At 72.5% G+C, this 23259-nt stretch carries 20 protein-coding genes; 11 read left to right on the plus strand and 9 right to left on the minus strand.

Features of this window, described 5'->3' with window-relative positions:
• Positions 1–67: 67 nt before the first annotated feature.
• Entirely contained in the window at positions 68–937 is an 870-nt protein-coding gene (locus FB388_RS12730; RefSeq protein WP_142100622.1) for a glycoside hydrolase family 16 protein, read from the plus strand.
• Here FB388_RS12730 and FB388_RS12735 read toward each other — a convergent pair.
• Positions 934–1488 (minus strand): helix-turn-helix domain-containing protein, encoded by a 555-nt coding sequence (locus FB388_RS12735; RefSeq protein WP_142100624.1) that lies wholly within the window; start codon positions 1486–1488, stop codon positions 934–936. The two genes, FB388_RS12730 and FB388_RS12735, sit on opposite strands and share 4 nt — an antisense overlap.
• Positions 1489–1542: 54 nt before the next feature.
• Between FB388_RS12735 and FB388_RS12740 the strand changes: the two genes are divergently transcribed.
• Together FB388_RS12740 and FB388_RS12745 are read left to right on the plus strand one after the other, a co-directional pair.
• Positions 1543–2220: an AzlC family ABC transporter permease gene (locus FB388_RS12740; RefSeq protein WP_142100626.1), complete on the plus strand. Its 678-nt coding sequence runs from the start codon at positions 1543–1545 to the stop codon at positions 2218–2220.
• Positions 2217–2525, plus strand: a complete 309-nt coding sequence (locus FB388_RS12745) for an AzlD domain-containing protein (protein ID WP_142100628.1) — start codon at positions 2217–2219, stop codon at positions 2523–2525. The genes FB388_RS12740 and FB388_RS12745 overlap by 4 nt, the downstream gene beginning before the upstream one ends.
• A gap of 3 nt (positions 2526–2528) precedes the next feature.
• Here FB388_RS12745 and FB388_RS12750 read toward each other — a convergent pair whose 3' ends face one another.
• The 3 genes from FB388_RS12750 to FB388_RS12760 form a co-directional block, all read right to left on the minus strand.
• Positions 2529–4634 (minus strand): elongation factor G-like protein EF-G2, encoded by a 2106-nt coding sequence (locus tag FB388_RS12750; protein WP_142100630.1) that lies wholly within the window; start codon positions 4632–4634, stop codon positions 2529–2531.
• A gap of 110 nt (positions 4635–4744) precedes the next feature.
• Positions 4745–5179, minus strand: coding sequence for a hypothetical protein (locus tag FB388_RS12755; RefSeq protein WP_142100632.1), 435 nt, complete (start codon positions 5177–5179; stop codon positions 4745–4747).
• 17 nt (positions 5180–5196) lie between these two features.
• A complete protein-coding gene (locus FB388_RS12760; RefSeq protein ID WP_142100634.1) occupies positions 5197–5940 on the minus strand; it encodes a DUF4328 domain-containing protein in 744 nt (247 codons plus the stop codon).
• 107 nt (positions 5941–6047) lie between these two features.
• Between FB388_RS12760 and FB388_RS12765 the strand changes: the two genes are divergently transcribed.
• Positions 6048–7445 carry an NAD-dependent malic enzyme gene (locus FB388_RS12765; protein WP_142100636.1) on the plus strand — a complete coding sequence of 466 codons (1398 nt, stop codon included), beginning with the start codon at positions 6048–6050 and terminating at the stop codon, positions 7443–7445.
• A gap of 90 nt (positions 7446–7535) precedes the next feature.
• Here the strand turns inward: FB388_RS12765 and FB388_RS12770 are convergent, their stop codons facing one another.
• Positions 7536–8468, minus strand: coding sequence for a LysR family transcriptional regulator (locus FB388_RS12770; RefSeq protein ID WP_142100638.1), 933 nt, complete (start codon positions 8466–8468; stop codon positions 7536–7538).
• A gap of 123 nt (positions 8469–8591) precedes the next feature.
• On the opposite strand from FB388_RS12770, the gene dnaE reads away from it, so the two are divergent.
• Positions 8592–12173: a DNA polymerase III subunit alpha gene (dnaE, locus tag FB388_RS12775; protein ID WP_142100640.1), complete on the plus strand. Its 3582-nt coding sequence runs from the start codon at positions 8592–8594 to the stop codon at positions 12171–12173.
• On the plus strand, positions 12136–12768 hold the full coding sequence (pdxT, locus tag FB388_RS12780) for a pyridoxal 5'-phosphate synthase glutaminase subunit PdxT (RefSeq protein ID WP_211361878.1): 633 nt from the start codon (positions 12136–12138) through the stop codon (positions 12766–12768). Before dnaE ends, pdxT begins: the two co-directional genes overlap by 38 nt.
• 596 nt (positions 12769–13364) lie before the next feature.
• Here pdxT and FB388_RS12785 read toward each other — a convergent pair.
• Complete coding sequence (locus FB388_RS12785; RefSeq protein WP_142100644.1) at positions 13365–14369, minus strand: iron-siderophore ABC transporter substrate-binding protein; 1005 nt, start codon at positions 14367–14369, stop codon at positions 13365–13367.
• Between the two features lie 114 nt (positions 14370–14483).
• On the opposite strand from FB388_RS12785, the gene FB388_RS12790 reads away from it, so the two are divergent.
• Positions 14484–15233, plus strand: coding sequence for a YebC/PmpR family DNA-binding transcriptional regulator (locus tag FB388_RS12790; RefSeq protein WP_142100646.1), 750 nt, complete (start codon positions 14484–14486; stop codon positions 15231–15233).
• A gap of 23 nt (positions 15234–15256) precedes the next feature.
• Here the strand turns inward: FB388_RS12790 and FB388_RS12795 are convergent, their stop codons facing one another.
• Positions 15257–15727: a nucleotide exchange factor GrpE gene (locus FB388_RS12795; RefSeq protein WP_142100649.1), complete on the minus strand. Its 471-nt coding sequence runs from the start codon at positions 15725–15727 to the stop codon at positions 15257–15259.
• A gap of 29 nt (positions 15728–15756) precedes the next feature.
• On the opposite strand from FB388_RS12795, the gene FB388_RS12800 reads away from it, so the two are divergent.
• From FB388_RS12800 to FB388_RS12815, 4 genes are all read left to right on the plus strand, one after another.
• Entirely contained in the window at positions 15757–17436 is a 1680-nt protein-coding gene (locus tag FB388_RS12800) for an Hsp70 family protein (protein ID WP_142100651.1), read from the plus strand.
• Complete coding sequence (locus tag FB388_RS12805; protein WP_142100653.1) at positions 17429–19441, plus strand: Ig-like domain repeat protein; 2013 nt, start codon at positions 17429–17431, stop codon at positions 19439–19441. The genes FB388_RS12800 and FB388_RS12805 overlap by 8 nt, the downstream gene beginning before the upstream one ends.
• Before the next feature lie 136 nt (positions 19442–19577).
• Positions 19578–20717, plus strand: a complete 1140-nt coding sequence (locus tag FB388_RS12810; protein ID WP_142100655.1) for a DUF475 domain-containing protein — start codon at positions 19578–19580, stop codon at positions 20715–20717.
• A gap of 27 nt (positions 20718–20744) precedes the next feature.
• Positions 20745–21320 (plus strand): TerD family protein, encoded by a 576-nt coding sequence (locus tag FB388_RS12815; RefSeq protein WP_142100657.1) that lies wholly within the window; start codon positions 20745–20747, stop codon positions 21318–21320.
• A 25-nt stretch (positions 21321–21345) separates the two neighbouring features.
• Here the strand turns inward: FB388_RS12815 and FB388_RS12820 are convergent, their stop codons facing one another.
• Positions 21346–22671, minus strand: coding sequence for an alpha-amylase family glycosyl hydrolase (locus FB388_RS12820; protein WP_142100659.1), 1326 nt, complete (start codon positions 22669–22671; stop codon positions 21346–21348).
• 106 nt (positions 22672–22777) lie between these two features.
• Positions 22778–23233: a tellurite resistance TerB family protein gene (locus FB388_RS12825; protein ID WP_142100661.1), complete on the minus strand. Its 456-nt coding sequence runs from the start codon at positions 23231–23233 to the stop codon at positions 22778–22780.
• Between the last annotated feature and the right edge of the window lie 26 nt (positions 23234–23259).

Below are 23259 nucleotides of genomic sequence, written 5' to 3' on the forward strand. Positions count from 1 at the left end.
GGCCGGAGTAACGGGCGCTGCTTAGTGTCCGGTGTCCGAGTTGTGACTCGAGGTGCGGGGGAGACGGATGAGGCGATCTCTGACCATCGCGGCCATCGTCGGGACGGTCGTGCTCGGGAGCGCGTCGACGGCCGTGGCGTCCCCCCAGCCGGCCCCGCCACCGCCGGCGACGCAGGCGGCTCCCGCCCAGTCGGTCGGGCAGGAGACGAGCGCCGCCGCGCTGCTCGGCTGGGGCGAGCCGAACCGCGTCGAGGAGTTCGACGGGCCGCTCGGCGACAGCTGGAACATCTACGACGGGCCGGGCCACGCCGGGAAGGGGCGCCGCACCCCGTCCGCCCTGAGCTTCTCCGACGGGATCATGACGATCACCGGTAGCCCGAAGGGTGACACCGCTGGCATGGCCTGGGAGCCGGGACAGCGCTACGGCCGCTGGGAGGGGCGGGTCAAGGCGCCCGCGAGCGACGAGTCCTACAACGCCCTGTTGCTGCTCTGGCCCGACGCCGAGGACTTCCCGGTGGGCGGCGAGATCGACTTCGTGGAGATGATGGACCCCGCCCGCCAGAGCACGAACATCTTCCTGCACTACGGCGAGGACAACGACCAGATCGCCGGCGAGGTGAAGATCGATGCCACCCAGTGGCACAACTGGGCCGTCGAGTGGGCGCCCACCCACGTCGCCGCGTACGTGGACGGCAAGGAGTGGTGGCGGACCGACAGGACCGAGATCCTCCCGCCCCGCGCCATGCACCTGTGCGTCCAGCTCGACTGGTTCCCCGGCGACGGCAAGGGTGAGGTGCAGGAGTCGCACATGCTCGTCGACTGGGTGAAGCAGTACCCGTACCCGGGGGCCGACGCCGCGGAGGGCGCTCCCGCGCCGCTGACCGAAGGCACCCAGGACGCCCTGCGGTCGTCCCAGCGGGCCCCGTCCGGGCGTTAGAGGTACTCCATCACCAGCACCGCGGAGCAGCCCGGGGTGAGCGCCTCGTAGGTGTGCGGGCGGTCGCCGGGGAAGCGGGCGTAGTCGCCGACGCCGAGCTCCACCTCGCCGCCGACGGGTCCCGCCCGCCACCTCCCCGCCGTGACGATCATGTGTTCGGTGGTGCCGGGGATGTGGCTGTCGGCGGCGCGCTGCGGGCCCGGCTCGCCCGCGATGACGTGCAGGTCGCGGCGCGCGCCTGGCGGGCAGGCGGCGAGCAGGGTGCCGCTGAACGGGGCGTGCTCGGACGGGATCGCCGTCCCCTCGCCCGCGCGCAGGACGTGCACGGGGGCGGAAGGCGGGTCGACCAGCCTGCTGAAGGGGACGTCCAGCACCACGGCGAGCGCCCAGAGGGTCTCGACGCTCGGGTTGCCGGTGCCCCCCTCCAGCTGGGAGAGGGTCGACTTCGCGATGCCGGCGCGGCGGGCGAGCTCGGTGAGTGAGATGCCGTGCCGCTCGCGCTCCCGGCGCAGCGAGGCCGCGATGACGGACAACGGGCCCGTTCGGTCCATCGGACTCCTTGTTCGGCTTGACGAACGCGCCTTGCGTCGTTCACTCTACTGGACATGCGTTCGCTCACCCGAACACTCCACGCGGACGACCTCCGCGATGCACTCGCGCTGGCAGCCGCGATCGCCGTCGTCGGTGCCTCGTTCGGCGCGCTGGCCGGCACCGCGGGGGTGCCGTTCGTCCTGATGATCGCGCTCTCGGTGGTGGTGTTCGCCGGCGCGTCGCAGTTCCTGGTGGTGGCCGTGGTGGCGGCGGGCGGCAACGTGTTCGCGGCCGTGGCCGCCGGGCTGCTGATGAACGCGCGGCACGTGCCGTTCGGGCTGGCGATCGGCGACACCATCGCCGATCGCTGGCCGGCCCGGCTGCTAGGGGCGCACCTGCTCATCGACGAGTCGGTGGCGTTCTCCCGGGCCAGGGGGAGCGGGCCCCGCGGCCGCGCCGCCTACTGGACCTGCGGGATCCTGCTCTTCGTCTTCTGGAACGTCGGGGCGATCGTGGGCAGGCTGGCAGGCTCCGCCATCCCGGATCCGGCCGCTTTCGGGGTCGACGCCGCGTTCCCCGCCGCGCTGCTGGCCATGCTGCTGCCCGCGCTGCGGCGCGCCGACGCCCGCAGGGTCGGGCTCACGGCGGCCGTCGTGGCGCTCGCCGCCACCCCGTTCCTGCCCGCCGGGGTGCCGGTGATCGTCGGGCTCCTCGGCCTGCTGGCGGCGCGCACGGCGCGGGAGGAGTCATGAGTTGGGCCGCGGTACTCACGCTGGGCGTCGGCACCTACCTGCTGCGGCTGGTCGGGATCGTCCTGCGGGACCGGATGACGGTGCCCGAGCGCGTGGAGCGCTACCTCGACCTGGCCGCCACGGCGCTCCTGGTGGCCCTCGTCGCCACCGCCACCCTCACCGAGGGCGGCGGGTTCGCCGGGTGGGCGCGGCCCGCGGGCGTGCTCGTCGGCGCAGTGGCGGCGTGGCGGCGCGTGCCGTTCGTGCTGGTCGTGGTGCTCGCCGCCGCCACGACGGCCGGCCTGCGGATCCTGGGGGTGCCGTGAGCGTTAGCCGGGGGCCACGTCGTAGCGGGCGAACCGGCGGGTGAACGTCGCCGCGCCCGCCGTCAGTGCCCGCAGGTCCACGGCGTAACGCAGCAGCTCGATGCTCGGCACCTCGGCCCGTACGAGCGTTCGGCCGTGGCCCGCGATGTCCGTGCCCATCACGCGCCCGCGCCGCCCGGACAGGTCGCCGAGCACGGAGCCCAGGTGCTCGTCGGGCACCCGGATCGACACCTCGTCGTACGGCTCCAGCGTGACGAGGCCGCACGCCTGCGCCGCCTCCCTCAGCGCGAGGGCGCCCGCGGTCTGGAACGCGGCGTCGGAGGAGTCGACGCTGTGCGCCTTGCCGTCGACGAGCCTGGCTCGGAAGTCGACCACCGGGTGGTGGTCGTCGGTGAGGCCGCGGTCGGCCTGCGCCCGGATCCCCTTCTCGACGCTCGGGATGAACTGGTTCGGAACGGCCCCGCCGAAGATCTTGTCGACGAACTCGATGCCGGAGCCGCGGGGGAGCGGCTCGAACTCGACGTGGCAGACGGCGTACTGCCCGTGCCCGCCGGACTGCTTGACGTGCCGGCCGGTGACCTTCGCCGGCTTGGCGAGGCTGGTCCGCAGCGGCACGCGGACCGGCTCGGTGTCGACCTCCGCGCCACCCGAGCGCAGCCGGGAGAGCACGACGTCGGCGTGCGCCTCGCCCATGCACCACAGCACGGTCTGGTGGGTCTCCTGGTTGCGTTCCAGGCGCAGGGTCGGGTCGGCGGCGACGATCTTGGCGAGGGTCTTGACCATCGCGTCCTCGTCGCCCCGGGTGCGAGCCGTGATCGCGACCGGCAGCAGCGGCTCGGGCAGGTTCCAGCAGGAGAGCAGCAGCGGGTGGTCGGCGGCCGAGACGGTGTCGCCGGTCTCGGCGCTACCGAGCTTCGTGAGCGCGCAGATGTCGCCCGCGATGCACGCGTCGACCTCACGCAGGGTGGCGCCGAGCGGCCCGTAGACGTGGGCGAGCTTCTCGTCGGCGTCGTGACCGTCCGCCTCGCCGGTGCGCTGCGTCGGGATGCCGGTCGGATGCCCGCTCACGTGCACGATGGACTCGGGGCGCAGCGTCCCGGAGAACACGCGCACGAGCGACACCCGGCCGACGTAGGCGTCGGCGGAGGTCCGGACGACCTCCGCGGCGAGCGGGCCCTGCGGGTCGGCGGCGAGCGGCGGGTGCTCGGCCCCGTCGATCCTGGTGACACCGGGCAGCGGATGCTCGAGCGGGGACGGGAAGCCGCCGACCATCACCTCGAGGAGCGCGTCGAGTCCGGTGCCGGACGCGGCGCAGACCGGGATCACCGGGTGGAACGTGCCGCGGGCGACGGCGGTCTCCAGGTCGTCGATGAGCGTCGCCACCTCGATGTCCTCGCCGCCGAGGTAGCGGTCCATGAGCGTCTCGTCCTCGGACTGCTCGATGATGCCCTCGATCAGCGTGGCCCGCGCGTCCTCGGCGCCGGGCGGCGCCTGACCGGCCGGGGTCTGGGAGAGCAGGCCGTAGAGCCCGGTGAGCGTCTCGCCGTCGCGCAGCGGGAGGTAGAGCGGGGCGACCCCGTTGCCGAACGCCTCCTGGCACGCCGCGATGGTGGCCTCGATGTCGGCGCGCGGGTTGTCGCAGCGGGCGACGACGACCGCGCGGGGCATGCCCACGGCGGCGCACTCCTCCCACTGGGCGACGATCGTGGGGTCGACCGGGCCCTCGCGGCCCGCGTTCGCCGGCACGACGAAGAGCGCGGCGTCGGCGGCGCGCAGCCCGGCGCGCAGCTCGCCGACGAAGTCCCCGTACCCGGGGGTGTCGATCAGGTTGATCTTGGTGTCCGCGTGGAAGAGGGGAGCGACGGACAGGGCCACGGAGCGCTGCTGGCGGACGGCGGCGGGGTCGTGGTCGCAGACCGTGGTGCCGTCGAGCACGGTGCCGGCACGCGGGATCTCGCCGGTGTGCGCGAGCAGCGCCTCCACCAGCGTCGTCTTCCCGGAACCGGACGGTCCGACGAGGACCGCATTGCGCACCCGGGACGGGTCGCTGACGGTGGGGGCCGTCCCACGGCTCCCTGCGCGCTGCCCGGCCTCTGCTCTGACCGCCATCGAGGACCACCTCCGCGACGCTGCGTGTGACGTGTCCGCCATCACACACCCCTCCCGGAGTGCCCACAACCCCTGCCGGATGCCTCGCACCGGCAGGGGTCGGGGGAGCATCAGGTCGTGGTCCGGGTCGCCGAGGAGACGAGCTGGGCGACGGCGATGAGCCCTCCGGCGATGCCGACCAACCCGCCGATCACGGCGAAGCTCTCGGAGCGGGACAGCGTCGGCAGGGCCACGACCAGGAGGAACCCGCCGAAGACGCGCAGGCATCCGATCATGAGCCGTGCGCCGGCCGGTGGCCGGCTGATGAGCCGGACGAGCGCGACCCACATCAGCACGACCGGCGGTGCCACGAACACGACGGCGATCACGAGGGCGCCGATGGCAATCCCCCGGTCGGCCGCCGAGGCGGATCCGAGCACGAGGAGCCCGAGGCCTGCCATGAAGAGGGCCAGCGCCGTGAGTGCGAGCGTCACGATTCCGGAGCAGACGAGCGCGGTGCGGAGCTGCGGGCTGCGGGTCAGGGTGCCGCCGGCTGGGGTGGTCATCTGATCGTCCCTTCCGCTCAGGCCTGCTGCGCCGGGAACAGCAGCTCGGTCTGCTGCCTGCTGACCCGGCGGATGATCGTGATGAGCATGGCGCAGGCCGGGGCGAACACCAGCGCTGTCACCGTGTTGTAGAGCGCGATCCCGAGGAGACCCTGCAGCGCGTCCGCGCCGCCGCCCGCGAGCCGGCCGTCGGGCGTGTAGGTCAGCACGTGGAACGAGAAGAAGGGCTTGATGAGCATCGACACGAGCGTGGCCCCGACCGTGATCCCCCAGCACGCGCGCACGAGGCGGACGGTGCCGTCGGCGGGACGGCCCGGGCTGCTGCCGATGCAGATGTCCTCGAGGATCGGGCGGAACCACCAGTAGTTCGCGAACGGCACGACCATGCCGCCCACGGAGAAGCCGGGGGAGTAGCGGAAGCGGTAGCCGGGGGACAGCAGGCCCGCGTTGGTGCGGGCCCGGTGGATCCAGACGAGCCAGGTGATGCAGGTCGCGACGATGAGCGGGAGCGCCAGCAGCCCGAGCCCGAGGGACGCGAACCCGGAGGAGTACTGCTCCCAGAACCCATCGGCGGAGAGCCGGCCGTTGACGTGGTCGGAGAGCAGCCGGTAGTTCGACCAGTCCGTCACGACGAACACCACCAGTAGCACGGCGAGTGCGATGTTGAGCGCACCGATGGCGGTGCCGAGCCCGGAGATCGGTCGCGGGTGGGTGGGCGCGGTGGTGGGAGCGGGCTCGACGGGCGGCGGGACGGTGGTCATCGGAACCTCCGGGTGGGTGGCGGACACCGTGGGCGACCCGGCCCGGAGCTGCGTCGTTGGGTGCTGTGGCGCGGATCACAGCAGGCAGGCGTGGATAGGGTGCGGAGGTGCCAGTTCCCGGTCCCGGATACGCCATCACCGCGCGCGTCGAGGTGCCCGCCTCCGCCAGCGCGGCGGGCGACCTCACGATGGCGGTCGGCCGCGTAGGCGGCGTCGTCACCGCGTTCGACGTGGTCGAGTCCCACACCGCCACGCTCGTCGTCGACATCAGCTGCAACGCGCTGAACGAGGCGCATGCGGATGAGATCACCGCCACGCTCGAGGCGCTGCCCGGCGTTCGCGTGCGCAAGGTCTCCGACCGCACGTTCCTCGTCCACCTGGGCGGGAAGCTGGAGGTGCAGTCGAAGGTCAGCCTGCGCAACCGAGACGACCTCTCGCGCGCCTACACCCCCGGCGTGGCGCGGGTGTGCCAGGCGATCGCGGCCAACCCCGCAGACGCCCGCCGGCTCACGATCAAGCGCAACACCGTCGCCGTGGTCACCGACGGGTCGGCGGTGCTGGGGCTGGGGAACCTCGGCGCGGCCGCCGCGATGCCGGTGATGGAGGGCAAGGCGGCGCTGTTCAAACGCTTCGCCGGGGTGGACGCGTGGCCGGTCTGCCTCGACACGCAGGACACCGAGGAGATCATCCGGACGGTCCAGATCCTCGCCCCGGCCTACGGTGGCATCAACCTGGAGGACATCGCCGCGCCGCGCTGCTTCGAGATCGAGGCCCGGCTGCGGCAGCTGCTCGACATCCCCGTCTTCCACGACGACCAGCACGGCACCGCGGTCGTGGTGCTGGGCGCACTGCGCAACGCGCTGCGGGTGGTCGGCAAGGAGGTCGGCGACTGCAAGGTCGTGGTGTGCGGGGTCGGCGCGGCCGGCTCGGCGATCATCCGGCTCCTGCAGTCCAACGGCAGGCCCGGCGACGTCGTGGCCGTCGACATCGAGGGGATCGTCCACCGCGACCGCGCGGGCCTTGACGACAACCTGCGCTGGATCGCCGAGCACACCAACGCCGAAGGGATCACCGGTTCCCTCGCCGACGCGCTCGTGGGCGCGGACGTGTTCATCGGGGTCTCGGCGCCCAACCTGTTCGGCGCAGCCGAGCTGCAGACGATGGCCCGCGACGCCATCGTCTTCGCGCTGGCCAACCCGGACCCGGAGATCGACCCCGCCGTCGCAACCGCCCACGCAGCGGTCGTGGCCACGGGCCGGTCGGACTACCCGAACCAGATCAACAACGTGCTCGCGTTCCCCGGGGTGTTCCGCGGCCTGCTCGACGCACAGGCCCGTGACATCACCGACGCGATGCTGATCGCCGCGGCGCACGCGATCGCCGACGTCGTCTCCGAGCCGAACCCGTCGTTCATCGTGCCGAGCGTGTTCGACGCGGCCGTCGCCCCCGCGGTGGCCGAGGCCGTGCGCGAGGCGACGAGGAAGAAGGACGTCGCCGCGGTCTGACCGCGACTCGCGAACACCCAGAGCGCGACTCGCGGATGTGGGCGCGCCCCGAGTTGCGCGAGTCGCGGTCTGGGTGCGCGCGAGTCGGGGTCAGCCCGCGAACAGGTGCCGGTCAGGCGGTGCCAGCCAGCACTCCCTGCGGGTGGGCGGGTGGTAGTCGGCCTTCAGGTGCGCGACCAGCCCGGGTAGCAGCGGGTGGCGGTTGTCGCGCCGCCACAGCAGGAAGTGCGGGTAGCACGGCACCGGCGGTGCCACCGGGATCCGGACGAGGTCCGGGTGCCAGGGCACGCGCACACCCTCGCCCGCGAACGTGACGGTCGTCGTCGAGCGGGCCACCTCGTCGAGGAGGTGGTCGAAGCCGAAGTTGGGGCCGCGCGTCTCGATGTGCAGCGCGAACTCGGCGGCGAGGTCGGTGAACCACGCGGTCCACTCGGTGCCGGGCGTGTTCCCGGGCATCCACGCGGTGGTGCCGGCCAGCTCGGCCATCGTGACCTCCCTGCGGCCCGCCAACGGGTGCGTGGCTCCGACCAGGACGTGCAGCGGGTCGAGGCAGACGGGTGTGTGCGCCAGCGCGGGGTCCAGCGGGCCGAGCACCCGGGCGAACGCCGCGTCGACCGAGCCGCGGAGCAACGCCGGCACGGCCGACCGCAGGCCGTCGGACGTGATGATCTCGACGTCGGCGCCCGTGCTCTCGTGGAAGTCCCGGACCAGCTCGGTGGTGGCGAGCCGGGTGCCGAGCACGTCCACGCGCAGCGCGCGGCGCCGGGACCGCACCGCGTCGACCGCCTGATCGGCCGTGGCGAGCAGGGCGCGGGCCGGCAGCAGGAACGCAGCACCGTCCTCGGTCGGCTCGGCGCCCGCGGGCGTCCGGCGCAGCAACGTGGTGCCGAGGTCGGTCTCGAGCTTCGCGATCCTCTTGGACACGGCCTGCTGGGACAGCCCCAGCTCGTCGGCGGCCTCGCCGAACCGGCGGCGGCCCGCGACCGCGACGAACGCCCGGACCGCGCCCAGATCGAGCTCCACCCACCACCTCCTACGACAACCGTTGGTTGTCGACGACCGCGTGTCTGCTGTTGGACCGCAGGGCTTCGTCCCGGCTGGGATGCCTGATCGAAGATCGGCAGCCCACCACCGAGGAGCGTACGCGTGGACTCGTTCGCGCACCTGCACGTCCACACCGAGTACTCGATGCTCGATGGTGCCGCGAAGATCGCGGCGCTCGTCGCGGAGGCCGAGCGGCTCGGCATGCCCGCCCTGGCGATGACCGACCACGGCAACCTCTACGGCGCCGACGAGTTCCACCGGGTCGCGAGCCGCAGCGCCGTCAAGCCGATCATCGGGATCGAGGCGTACGTGGCGCCGGCCAGCCGGTTCCACCGCAAGCCCGTGTTCTGGGGCCAGTCGCACCAGCGCGGCACCGACGAGCTCGGCGAGGGTGGCGACGTCTCCGGCGGTGGCGCGTACACCCACCTGACCCTGCTGGCGCAGGACGCGACCGGCCTCCGCAACCTGTTCCGGCTCTCCTCGCTCGCCAGCATCGAGGGCTACTACCGCAAGCCCCGGATGGACCGCGAGCTCCTGGAACGGCACGCGACGGGGATCATCGCCACCACCGGATGCCCGTCCGGCGAGGTGCAGACCCGGCTGCGGCTCGGCCAGCGCGCGGAGGCGATGCAGGCCGCCTCCGACCTCAAGGACCTGTTCGGTGCGGGCAACGTCTACCTGGAACTGATGGACCACGGGCTCCCGATCGAGCGCTCGGTCCGCGACGGCCTGCTCGAGATCGGCCGGGCCCTCGAACTGCCACCGCTGGCCACCAACGACTCCCACTACGTCACCCGCAACCAGGCGTCCACGCACGCCGCACTGCTCTGCGTGCAGTCCGGCAAGACGCTCACCGACCCGACGCGGTTCCGCTTCGACGGCGACGGTTACCACCTCGCGTCACCGGCCGAGATGCGCGCCTACTGGGACGTGGAGGTGCCGGGTGCAGCCGACAACACCCTCGAGCTGGCCGAACGGATCGGGTCGTACGGGCAGGTGTGGGACCACCAGGACCGGATGCCGGTCTACGACGTGCCGGAGGGTCACGACGCGGCGTCCTGGCTGCGGCACAGCGTGACGGAGGGGCTGCGCCGCAGGCTGCCCGGCGGCGTCCCGGACACCTACCGCGAGCGCGCCGACTTCGAGATCGAGGTCATCGTCCAGAAGGGTTTCCCCGCCTACTTCTTGATCACCGCCGACCTCATGGCGCACGCCCGCGGCGTCGGGATCCGGGTCGGGCCCGGCCGCGGCTCGGCGGCCGGCTCGCTGGTGGCGTACGCCCTGGGCATCACGAACCTGGACCCGATCCAGCACGGCCTGCTGTTCGAGCGGTTCCTCAACCCCGAGCGCATGTCCATGCCGGACATCGACATGGACTTCGACGACCGACGCCGTGGCGAGATGGTGCGCTACGCAACCGAGAAGTACGGCGCCGACCGCGTCGCGCAGGTCATAACCTTCGGCACGATCAAGACCAAGGCCGCGATCAAGGACGCCGCGCGCGTCCACTTCGGGCAGGCCGGTTACGCGATCGCCGACCGGATCTCCAAGGCCCTTCCGCCGCCGGTCGCGGCGAAGGACATCCCGCTGTCGGGGATCGTCTACCCAGCGCACGAGCGGTACGCCGAGGCCGCCGAGGTGCGGGCGCTCATCGAGCGCGACGAGAGCGCGGCGACCATCGTCGAGACCGCGCGCGGGCTGGAGGGCCTCGTGCGCGGGGCGGGCGTGCACGCGTGCGCCGTGATCATGTCCGCCGAACCGCTGATCGACACGGTGCCGCTGTGGCGCCGCGACGACGGGGCGCTGATCACCGGCTGGGACTACCCGTCCTGCGAGGCCATCGGCCTGCTGAAGATGGACTTCCTCGGCCTGCGCAACCTCACCGTGATCGGGGACGCGATCGACAACGTCCGGGCCAACCGGGGCGTCGACGTCGACCTCGAGAACGTCGCGCTCGACGACCCCGAGACCTATGCGTTGCTGGCCCGCGGCGAGAGCCTGGGTGTCTTCCAGCTCGACGGCGCCGCCATGCGGGAGCTCCTGCGGCGCATGCGCCCCACCGGCTTCGGCGACATCATCGCCGTCAACGCGCTGTACCGGCCCGGGCCGATGGCGATGAACACCCACAACAACTACGCGGACCGCAAGAACGGCCGCCAGCGGGTGGAGCCGATCCACCCCGAGCTCGCCGAGCCCCTGCACGACATCCTCGCCGAGACCCACGGCCTGGTCGTCTACCAGGAACAGATCATGCAGATCGCGCAGCGGGTGGCCGGCTACTCGATGGGCCGCGCCGACGTCCTGCGGCGGGCGATGGGCAAGAAGAAGAAGGAGGTCCTGGAGGAGGAGTTCGACGGCTTCCGCACCGGGATGCGCGCCCGGGGGTTCTCCGGCGAGGCGGTGCAGGCGATGTGGGACACGATCCTCCCGTTCGCCGGGTACGCGTTCAACAAGTCGCACGCCGCCGGGTACGCGCTCGTCGGCTACTGGACGGCGTACCTGAAGGCGCGCTATCCGGTGGAGTACATGGCGGCGCTCCTGACCTCGGTGGGGAACGACAAGGACAAGTCGGCGGTGTACCTGGCGGAGTGCCGCCGGCTGGGCATCCGCGTTCTCCCGCCCGACGTCAACTCGTCCGCGCGCCGCTTCGCCGCCGTCGGCGACGACATCCGGTTCGGCCTGGAGGCCGTGCGCAACGTCGGCGCGGGCGTCGTGGAGTCGATCCTGCGCACCCGCGAGGAGGGTGGGCCGTACCGCTCGTTCGCCGATTTCATGGAACGTTCCGAGCTCGCCGTGTGCGGCAAACGGGCGCTCGAGTCGCTCGCGAAGGCGGGCGCCTTCGAGTCGATGGGGGCGACGCGCCGGGCCGTGATCGAGGTCCACGAGGCGGCGGTCGACGCCGTCGTGCCGCTCAAGCGGCGGGCGGCCACGGGTCAGTACGACCTCTTCGGGGAGGAGACCGCGGAGCCCGAGTCGGCGTCGCCGCTCGCGCACCTGCGGCTGTGCCCCGAGGAGTACGCGCGCGCGGAGCTGCTCGCCCACGAGCGCGAGATGCTCGGCCTCTACGTCACGGCGCATCCCCTCGACGGCGCCGAGCACCTGCTGCGCCGCTACACCGAACGCTCGATCGCCGCGCTCCTCGCCGACCGGCCCCGCGAGGGGGAGGTGACGGTCGCCGGGCTGGTGACGGCCGTCGACCGGCGCGTCGACAAGCGGGGCGAGCCGTGGGCGATCTGCACCCTCGAGGACCTCGACGGGAGCCTGGAGGTGCTGTTCTTCGCGCGGACGTACGCGGCGCTCGGCGTACAGCTCGTCGAGGACGCCGCGGTTGCCGTGACGGGGCGGGTGAACTGGCGGGAGGACCGCATGTCGGTGTTCGGCGACTCGCTGGTCGTGCTCGACCTGAGCGTCACGGCGCCCGAGCCGCTGGTGCTGTCCTGCGCACCCGAGCGCCTCGACGCCGACGCCGTCGACGAACTGCGCCGCACCCTCGTCGCGCACCCGGGCGACACGCCGGTGCACGTCCGGGTCGGGGCGCGCCTGTTCGCGCTCGACGCCTACCCGGTCGACGTCACCCCCGCGTTCCTGGGCGAGCTGAAAGGCGTGCCGGGAATCGGGGTGGCGGACGCGACGTACCCTGGAGGGCGTGGTTCCGGTGATCGGCGTGCTCGCGTTGCAGGGTGACGTCCGCGAGCACCTGGCGGCCCTCACGGCCTGCGGTGGCACCCGTGCGGTGCCGGTGCGGCGCCCGTCCGAACTCGATGCGGTGGACGCCCTCGTCATCCCCGGCGGCGAGTCCACCACGATGAGCCGCCTGCTGCAGACGTTCGACCTGCTCGACCCACTGCGCAAGCGCATCGTCGACGGCATGCCGGCCTACGGCTCCTGCGCCGGCATGATCCTGCTGGCGAGCGAGGTCCTGGACGGCCGTCCCGACCAGCAGCAGCTCGGCGGCCTCGACGTCGTGGTCCGGCGCAACGCGTTCGGCCGCCAGGTCGACTCGTTCGAGACCGACCTCGAGTTCGCCGGTCTCCCCGACGGCCCGGTCCGGGCGGTGTTCATCCGCGCCCCCTGGGTGGAGTCGGTCGGGCCGGCGGTCGAGGTGCTCGCCACCGTCCCCGCGCGAACCCTCACCGGCGCCGACGCCGGGGCGGCGGCCGGTCGCGCCGTCGCCGTGCGGCAGGGGTCGGTGATCGCCACCGCGTTCCACCCGGAGCTGACGGGTGACCTGCGCGTGCACGGCCTGTTCTGCGAGCTGGTGAGGGCGGCGGCGGGGTAATCCGCTGTTAGGCCCCCTGTCTTCCGGCCTCCCCGGGTCAAGGACTCCTGGCTCAAGGTCTGTTCTTTCCAGGGTCTCCTGGCGGCGCCGCGCATTGTGCGGGGCCGCCCCCTCACAGCTCAAGGGCGCCTTCGGCGTCGCTGCGCGATCGCTTCGCGACCCTTGACCTGCGAGCCTCTGCGGCCCCTTCAGACCCCGCTTCGCGGGCAGGCCCAACGGCCTGCCCCTCGGGCGCGCGGCGCCGCCAGGAGGCCGGTCTCGGGCATCTTCCTGCGCTCGCACACCGACTTCGGTGCTCGCACACCGACTGCAATCGGTGTGTCAGCGCAGAAGTCGGTGTGCGACCGACTTCCTCGGCCGTTTTTGCCCGTTTCTGTGGGAGGGGATCCTCGATCATGGTGGTGAGACCGCCTTCGGTGGCGCCGTGCGCCGAAGGGGCTGGCCCGACGGCCTGCCCGCGAAGCGGCCCCGCATGATGCGCGGCGCCACCGAAGGCCTGGTGGGCGGTGGCCTCGACGGCGTGTGACCACCCGCGGGTGCGTTCCGCGGAACGTCGTACCGCCACCCCGGCAGTTCGGGGGAGCGTCAGCGGGCGGTCACCCCGCCAGCGCCGCGTCCAGCTCGTCCAGACAGGCGAGCGCCGCCGACACGGAGTAGCCGTCCCACCAGGCCACCGGGTCGAGCTCCACCACCCGGCCCGCCCGCACGGCGGGCAGCTGTTGCCAGAGTCCGCCGGAGAGGTACCGCTGCGCGGTGGCCGCGGCGTCGCGGGTCGACGCGCCCCCGCCCACGAAGTAGAGCAGGACGTCGGCGTCGGCGGTGACGCCGACCGTCTCCTCGGTGAGCGAGACGTACGTGGCGCTGGGGCCGGGGGTGTCGGTCGAAGGCGGGCGGCGGATGCCCGCGTGCGCGAGGATCGAGGCGCCGAAGATCTCGCCGCGCACGATCCGCAGCTCCGATGCGGTGAAGCGCAGCAGTGCCACCGTGGAGCCTGCGATCAGATCCGCGTACCGCGTGGCGACGGCCTCGACCCGCGCGGCGTACTCGGCGAGCTGCCCTTCGACGCGGGGGAGGGCGCCGAGCACGTCGCCGATCGTGCGCACCGACTCGCGCCAGTCCTGGCCGGCGCCCGCGTTGCGGTAGGTCACCGTGGGCGCGATCCGGCTGAGCTCGGCATACGCCTCCTCGATCCGCTGGACGTTGCCGATGACCAGGTCGGGCCGCAGTGCGGCGACGCGTTCCAGGTCGAGCTGGTTGAACCCGAGCGACTCGAAGCCGGGCGGCGGCGCCGGCAGGTACGGCGGGACCGGCGCGGCGCCGTCGAGGATCTCGGATGCGACGAGCGGGGCGCCGAGCTCGAGGCTCACCTGCAGCGCGCCGTTGGAGTCGAGCGACAGCACCCGCTGCGGGGCGACCGGCACCTCCGCCGTGCCGAGGGGATGGGTGACGCTGCGAGTGCTCCGTGCGGGCGCCGCCGCCTCCGGTGCGCTGCCGCAGGCGGTGAGCATCCCTGCGAGGCCTGCGGCGGTGAGCAGCGAGCGCCGGGTCAGCTCGTCACGGAGCCCACCGATGCCGGGTTCGTCAGGGGCGAGGAGGAACACGACGCAATCTTAGGTGAGGCTGACCTGAATTGGCGGGCGAGAGGAGTCAGAAGGGCCGGGGCGGCCGCCGCCGGTACCATCGACGGGATCTGTGCACAGCGAAGGGACTAGACGGTGAGCGGCCACTCCAAATGGGCTACCACGAAGCACAAGAAGGCCGTCATCGACGCTCGGCGCGGCAAGATGTTCGCCAAGCTGATCAAGAACATCGAGGTTGCCGCACGTACCGGCGGCGGTGATCCTGACGGCAACCCCACGCTCTTCGACGCCATCCAGAAGGCGAAGAAGAGCTCGGTGCCCAACGACAACATCGACCGCGCGATCAAGCGCGGCTCGGGTGCCGACGCCGGGGGCGCCGACTACCAGACGATCACTTACGAGGGCTACGGCCCGAACGGTGTCGCGGTGCTCATCGAGTGCCTCACCGACAACCGCAACCGGGCGGCCACCGAGGTGCGCCTCGCGATGACGCGCAACGGCGGCCAGATGGCCGACCCGGGCTCGGTCGCCTACCTGTTCACCCGCAAGGGCGTCGTGATCGTCCCGAAGAACGGGCTCACCGAGGACGACGTGCTGATGGCCGTGCTCGACGCGGGCGCTGAGGAGGTCAACGACCTCGGCGAGAGCTTCGAGGTCGTCTCCGAGGCCACCGACCTCATCGCGGTGCGCTCCGCGCTGCAGGAGGCCGGGATCGACTACGACTCGGCCGACCCCACCTTCCTCCCCTCGATGTCGGTTCCGCTGGACGCCGAGGCCGCCAAGAAGGTGTTCCGGCTGATCGAGGCCCTCGAGGACTCCGACGAGGTCCAGAACGTCTACGCGAACTTCGACGTGTCCGACGAGGTCATGGCCGAGGTCGGCTGACCGGCACTCCACCGACGGCGCCCCTACCTGGTGGGGGCGCCGTTCGCGTTCTCCGGGGGCCGGTGGCGGTGCACCACCACCCGAGCCGGGCGCACCGACCGCCCGTCGACCTCCAGCCCCGGCTCCAGGAGCGCGGCGACGGTGCGGTCGAGGGCCGCGTCATCGGTGGCCACCACCTCCGCCGCCTCCATCTGGGCAGCGCTGAACGTCGCGCCCGGCCGAGGGGAGACGAGGGTGCCGCCGCGCCCGGCGAGCAGGCGTTCCAGGCCGGCCGCGATCGCCTCGAACGCGGTGCGCTCCTTGCGTGCTCGGGTGGTCGCGGCGCAGGCCAGCGCGTCGGAGCGCAGGGCGTGCAGCTCCACGAGCAGCGGCACGTCCGGCCGGGTGGGGGCGCCCCCGTCCACCAGTCGTGCGAGCGCCGTGGACTGCCGCGTGACGAGCCGCGAGAGGTCGTCCACCTTGTCCGCGATGTCCTGAAGTGAGGGGTCAACCACCCGGGGGAACCTATCGCTACTCTGCGGTCGTGGCCGTCCACGGTATCGATCTCGGCACCACGAACTCCGCAATCGCCCACACCGGTCTCGACGGACGGCCCCAGGTGCTCACCGGTCTCGCCGGCTCGCCCACCACGCCGTCGGTGGTGCTGTTCGCCGGCCCCGACGAGCACGTCGTGGGGGAGGGGGCGCGCCGGGAGGCCCGCCTCGACCCGGAGCACGTCTGCGCGCTGGTGAAGCGCCGGATGGGCGACGCCGAGTGGCGGTTCGTGGCGCACGGCAAGGGGTGGTCGGCGCCGGCGGTGTCGTCGCTGATCCTGAAGAGCCTCGTCTCCGACGCCGCCTTCGCCACGGGGGAGACGCCGACGTCGGCGGTGATCACCGTGCCCGCCTACTTCGGCGACGAGGAACGGCGCGCCACGGTGCTGGCGGGCACCTACGCCGGTCTCGACGTCGTCGACGTGCTGTCCGAGCCGATCGCGGCCGCGCTGGCGTACGGGTTCGGGCGGCTGGACGGGAGCGCCGACCTCGCGAAGGGGCGGCACGAGACAGTCCTGGTCTACGACCTGGGCGGCGGCACCTTCGACGCCACGGTGATCGAGCTGGCCGACCGGCGGATCGCGGTGCTCGCCGTCGAGGGTGACCACCAGCTCGGCGGCGCCGACTGGGACGAGCGCATCGCGCTGCACCTCTCGCGGCGGTTCTGCACGGAGAACCCCGACGCCGAGGACCCCCTCGACGACTCAGCGGGCTCCCAGGCGCTCGTGCTGGCCGCCGAGCGGGCGAAGCACCAGCTCACCGACGCCGACAGCACCGACGTCCTCGTAGCCCACGACGGCGCGCGCTCGACGGTCCGGCTCACGCGGGCCGAGCTGGATGAGATGACGGCGCCGCTGCTGCGCCGCACGATCGACCTCACCCGCTCCTGCCTCGCCGAGGCCGCCCGCCGCGGGGTCGCTCGCGTCGACCGGGTGCTGCTGGTGGGGGGCTCCTCGCGGATGCCGGCCGTCGCAGCAGGCCTCCGGGACGAGCTGGGCCTGGAACCGCAGCTGCACGACCCCGACCTCGCCGTCGCGCGCGGCGCGGCGCTGTACGGGGAGAAGAAGGAGCTCGAGCGGATGGTCGCCGCCGACCTGCGCACCCGCGGCCGGCTGCGCGACGGTGTCCCGCTCGACGACGCCGCGGCCCCGGATCTGGACGACGCCTGCCGGCGGGTCGCCGACGCGTACGGGGTGCCGCTCGCCCAGGTGCGGCGCGCCGTGGAGATCAAGGTCGACACCGTCGTCTCCCGCGGGTTCGGGGTGCTCGCGGTCAACGGTTTCAGCGGCCGGCTGGAGACGTCCTGGCTCGTGCACCGCAACGACCGACTCCCCATCCGCACCAGTCGCTCGTACGGCACCATGCGCGCCGACCAGGACCTCATCCAGGTCACCGTCGTCGAGCAGCAGGGGCAGGCCGAGTCGTCCCGCCCGGAGGACGTCAAGATCCTCATCATGGGTGAGATCAGCGGCATCCCGCCCGGCTACGACGAGGGCAGCGAGGTGCAGGTGACCTTCGAGATGGGCTTCGACGGCGTCCTGCACGTCACCGCGTTCCACGTCGATGCGGGCATCCCGCTGCTGCTCACCGCCACCACCGGGGCCACGCTCTCGCAGGCCGAGGTGGCGCGCGAGCGCGACCAGCTGGGGAAGACCCGCCGTCGTGACTGAGCTCGCTCCTTTCGATCCCAACGACTACCGCAAGCGCGTCCTCGCTCCCGTCGAGAAGCGCGGCGGGCCGGACGCGTCGGACCCGTTCGAGCTCTACGACCTGCCCCCGGCCGACGACCTGGACGACGGGGCCGTCGCCGAGCGGATCGCCGAGGTCTGGGCCGCCTGGCAGCGCCAGCGCGACCACCCGAAGTACCGCGTGCTCGTCGGGCTCCTCGTGCAGCGGCACGCGGAGCGCAGCGCCGAGTTGCTCGACGGCCACCGTCGCCGGGTGGCCGCGGCCCGGGTGCGCGCGCAGCGGGAGCAACGCGAGTCCGCGCGCTTCGAGCTGCTCGACGCCGCGATCAGGCGGCTCGTGCAGCGCCATCGCGGGATCCCGGCCGACAAGGTCGAGGGACTGTACGAGGTGGGCGCGCTCGCCGGGCTGAGCCGCGTCGAGGTGGACGGGCGGCTGCGCCGCCACCGGGTGCTGCCCGCCGCCCCTGCCGAGAGGCGGCCCGGGATCGGCCCGGAGCGGCGCAGGCAGGTGCGCGCACTCCTGGACGAGTTCGGCCGGCTCACCGGCGATGCCGCGCCGCCCACCCTGCTCGCGCTCTTCGGGCTGGGCCCGGACGCCACGGCGGAGCAGGTGCGCGCCATGGCCGGTGCCTGGCGGGCGCGGGCCCGGGAGCTACCACCGGAGCGGTTGCGCGCCGTGGTGGATGAGCTGCTCGTGCACGCCTCCGAGCTGATCGAGCCCGGACGGGAGGCGGTCGAGGCCTACCTCGAGGCGGTGGCGGCCGATGTCGCCGAGCACCTGCGACCCCGGGTCCGCGCCGCGGTGCTGGTGGAGGACCGGCTGGTCGCCGAGGACCGGGAGCACTTCCTGGAGGAGGCGCTCGAGCTCGGGCTCGACCGCAGGCGGGCGGCTGCGGTGATCGCCGCGCTCGCCGAGGAGCTGGGGGTGGGCGTCGACGCGCCCGCGCCGGCCCCCATCCCCGCCGCACCGCCCGCCCGGGAGTGGGAGGAACCGCTGAAGGCCGCCCGCGCCGCGCTGCGGGCGGGCCGGCCCGCGGAGGCGCAGCGGCTCGTCCGGGTGGCCGAGCAGCACGCGGGCGACGACGGGCGCACCTCGGTGCGGGCCGTCGCCGACGAGGTCGGCACCGTGCTGGAGGCCGCGGGGACGCGCTGGCGCGCCGCGGTGGCCGCCCGAGAGGCGCGGCGCTGGAGCGAGGCCGCCGACCTGCTGGACGAGCTCCGGCGCACGGCGGCCGACCTGCCGGGGCCGCGCGGTGAGGCCGCCGACGACCTGCTGCGCGAGGCGCGCGCCGCGCTGGAGCGGGCCGACCGGGCCGTCGCCGTCGCTCTCGCCGGTGCGGCTGCCGACCGGGCCAGGGCCTTGTCCGCCGTGCTCTCCGAGTGCCCGGGCCACCCGGGCGCGACGGCGGCGCTGGCGGAGATCCCGGTGGCCCCGCCCGCATGGGTGAGCGCGGCCAGGGACGCCCGCGGCGACGTCCTGGTGCTGTGGGCGGCATCCACCACGCCGGATGTCGTGTACCGGGTGAGCAGGCGGACCCCGGAGGGCAGGTGGCAGGTGCTGGGCCGCACCGACACCACGTCCCTGGACGACGGCGGTGCTCCGGTCGGGGTCGAGGTGCCGGTGTACGCGGTGATCGCGATGCACGCAGGTGGTGCGTCGGCGGAGACCCGCTCGGACGCCGTGACAGCGGTCGCCCGGGCAGTTGCCCCGACGGTCGTCCCGTCGCCGGCAGGTCCGCAGCCGCCCCGTGACGTCCGTGCCGTCCGGATGGCCGACGGCGCGGTGCACGTGAGCTGGAGCGGTCATGGCGACGTGGAGTACCGCGTCCGCAGTCTCACGTCCGACGGCCGGTGGCGGGTGGTCGGCCGCACCCGTGACCTCGCCATCGAGGACGGCGGCGCTCCCCCGAGCGGACCCGTTCCGGTCTACGCCGTGAGCGCGGCGGCGCACGGTGAGCGCTCGGGGGAGATCCGGTCGGACGGGTGACGAACCCGCGGGGGACGTGATCTCGGCGGCGGTGACCCACGGATTCCGACGTTTCGGGCAGACTGGACAGGCGCGCCTAAATCGGGCGTACCTCCCGGACGTGCCGGGGACCCGAGACGGAATCAGGAAAGAGGACATGAACCTTCGGATCTTCGGCTGGTCCTATGCGGTGACGGCCGCCTCGCTCGTCGTCGCCCTCCTGTACGGGGGCTGGGAGGCGCTCATCCTCTGCGCGGTCCTGGGCATCCTCGAAGTCTCGCTGTCGTTCGACAACGCCGTGGTCAACGCCACCGTGCTGGAGCGCATGAGCGAGTTCTGGCAGAAGATCTTCCTCACGATCGGCATCCTGATCGCCGTCTTCGGCATGCGGCTGGTGTTCCCCCTGCTGATCGTGGGGATCACCGCGGACCTCAACCCGGTCGAGGCCGTCACCCTGGCACTCGAACGACGGCCGGAGGACGACCCCACCAGCTACGCCTACCTCCTCAACGAGGCGTACCCGCAGATCGCGGCCTTCGGCGGCATGTTCCTGCTCATGCTGTTCCTGGACTGGGTGTTCACCGAGCGCGAGCACACCTGGCTGAGCTGGGTGGAGCGCCCGCTCGCCCGGATCGGGCAGCTCAACCGGATCTCGGTCGTCATCGCCATCGTCGCGCTCGTGCTGCTGGCCACCTTCCTCGCCGACGAACCCACCGTCGTCCTGATCGCCGGCTCGCTGGGGCTCATCACCTACCTGGCCGTCAACGGGCTGGGGGACTTCTTCGAGCAGGCCGGACAGAAGCAGCTCGAGGCCTTCGAGGAGGAGGACGCCGCCGGGCCCCGCAACGGTTCCGGCCCGTCGCAGCTCGCCAAGGCCACTGGCAAGGCCGGCTTCTTCCTGTTCCTCTACCTCGAGGTCCTGGACGCCGCCTTCTCCTTCGACGGCGTGATCGGCGCGTTCGCGATCACCACCGACCCGATCATCATCGCGCTCGGCCTCGGGCTCATCGGCGCGATGTTCGTGCGGTCGCTCACGGTGTTCCTCGTCCGCAAGGGCACGCTCGCCGACTACGTCTACCTCGAGCACGGGGCCCATTGGGCGATCGGAGCCCTTGCTGCCATCCTGCTCGTCGGAATCGGATATCACGTCAACGAGGTGGTCACCGGACTCGTCGGGGTCGCGTTCATCCTGTCGGCGCTCGCCAGCAGCATCCTGCGCAACCGCAGGCTGGCGGCGCAGGGTGTCGAGACCCGCAAGACGGCCGACGAGCTGGCCGCCGACCACACCAGCGTCTGATCAGTTCATCGCTACGAGGGGGTACGTGTGAGTATCAACATGACCAAGGGGCAGAAGGTTTCGCTGGCCAAGCGCGGCGGCGGCACCCTGACCTTGGTCCGGATGGGCCTCGGATGGGACGCGGTGAAGAAGCGCGGCCTGTTCGGCTCGAAGTCCCAGTCGATCGACCTCGACGCGTCCGCGCTGCTGTTCGACACGGCCGGCAATCTCGTCGACGCCGTGTGGTTCCGGCAGCTGCGCAGCCAGGACGGCGCCGTGCAGCACACCGGTGACAACCTCACCGGTGCGGGCGAGGGCGACGACGAGTCGATCGTCGTGGACCTCACGCGGCTGTCGCCGGGCACCGCGCAGATCTTCTTCACGGTCAACTCGTTCACCGGCCAGGACTTCTCCCAGATCGAGAACGCCTTCTGCCGGCTGATCGACGAGACCACGAACGAGGAGCTGGCCCGCTACGAGCTCACCGGCTCGGGCCGGCACAACGCGCAGATCATGGCGAAGGTCAGCCGCGACGGGGGCGCGTGGAGCATGACCGCGATCGGTGCCACCGCGAGCGGCCGGACGTTCCAGGACCTGCTGCCGGCCGCAGCCGCGCACCTGTAGTACTCGCGCGCTCCCAGCTGCCGTACTACTCGAACACCCCCCAGTCATGGGGCGGCAGGACGACGCGGGCGGCCGCATCGCCGGTGCGATGCAGCTGCCCGCTCCCGGCGAGTAGCTCCGTCGCGCCGGGGACGGGCAGGTCGGCCGCGTCGTCGTCGAGGTTGAGGGCGAGCAGGATCCGGTGCTCGCCGTCGGTGGACTCCAGCACCGCCCGCCGGTTCTGCAGCTCCACCGGGGTGGTCGTGCAGCGGTGCAGCCAGGGGTGCCGGCGACGCAGCCCGATCAGCTGCTGGTGCAGCCGGTAGGTCGGCAGGCCCCATTCGGCGGGGCCGTCGGCCGGGAAGGCGGGGCGGATCGCGTCGTCCCCGCCCTCCCGGTGCTCCTTCACGCCGCGGAACGCCTGCTCGTCGCCGTAGTAGATCGACGGCGTGCCGCCGACGGTGAGCAGGATCGCGACGGCGTGCGGCAGGTGCCGCTCGTCGGGGATGGCGGACGCGATGCGCGTGACGTCGTGGTTGCCGACGAACGTGAGCGGGACGAACGCCTCCAGGAAGTCGTTGTGCCGCTGCAGCGCCCAGGCGAGCTCGTGGAGGTTGCCGTCGGCGAGCGAGCTCCACACGGCCTTCCACAGCTCGTACTGCGTGACCGCGTCGAACCCGCTCCGCTCGACGATGTCGCGGTAGTCGCCGTGGAGCACCTCGCCCACGACGTAGGCGTCCGGGTGCCGCGCGCGTACCCGCGGTAGCACCGCCGCCCAGAACTCGGGCGGCACGGCGTAGGCCGCGTCGAGGCGCCAGCCGTCGGCGCCGGCGTCGAGCCAGAAACACATGACGTCGGCGACGTGGTCGGCGACGGCCGGGTTGGAGTGGTCGAGCGCGACCAACCTCCCATGACCCTCGAACGTGTCGTACGCGGGCTCCGTACCCGGCGCGGTCCCGTCCGGCCAGCTCAGCCGGAACCAGCCCGCCTCCGGCGCCTCCGGCCCCTGCTCGAGCACCCGGGCGAACGCCGGGAACCCGCGGCCGACGTGGTTGAAGACGCCGTCCAGCAGGACCCGCAGGCCGCGGTCGTGGGCGGCGGCGAACAGGCGCGCGAGGTCGTCCGCGTCGCCGAGCCGGGGATCGACGCGGAAGTGGTCCACGGTGTCGTAGCCGTGCGTCTCGGCTGCGAACACCGGACCGAGCGCGAGACCGGAGGCACCGAGCTCGACCGCGTAGTCCAGCCAGTCGACGATGCGGTCGAGCCGGTGGCGAACCGGTTCGTCGGGCGAGCCGAGTTCCGGTTCGGCGCCCACGAACCCGAGCGGGAACACCTGCCACCAGATGGCGTGCCGCACCCAGTCCTGGTCCATGCCTGTCCTCCGTCGCGTGCCGGGTGTGCGCTGGCCTCGGATGCAGCAAAGCCACTCTCCGCGCAAGGAGCTTGCGGGAAAGTGGCTCTGCTGCAACCGCAGGGACCTACAGGTCGAAGTCGGCCGGCGGGATGTTCACGGCGTTGCAGGCGTCCCGGACGGCGCGCTTCTCGTTCTCGTCGAAGTTCCCGTCGGCGCCGCCGATGATGATGCCGACGTTGATCACCGCGCGGGCGGCGTCCGGCTTCGACTTCAGCTTGCCGATGGTGGCGATCGACTCGAGCTTGCCGAACTCGAAGTCCTTCTCCAGCTTCGAGGCGTAGAACTCGAAGTGCTGCTGCAGCTCGGAGGGCTGGAACACCGACAGCGCGTCGTTGCTGGCGATGAAGCCCACCATCCTGCTGCGTTCCTCGGCCGAGATCGTGCCGTCCGCGGCGGCGATCAGGGCGCACATCGCCATGCTCGCCTTCGCGAAGTCCTTGTTCTGGTACTTGCCGACCTGCACCTTGGTGTCGGCGGTCAGTCCTTGCAGCCGGGACTTGAGCTGGTCCCACAGCGCCATGGGGTTCCTCTCCTCGATCTTCGGTT

It is taken from the genome of Pseudonocardia cypriaca (genome assembly GCF_006717045.1).
Taxonomy (GTDB): domain Bacteria; phylum Actinomycetota; class Actinomycetes; order Mycobacteriales; family Pseudonocardiaceae; genus Pseudonocardia; species Pseudonocardia cypriaca.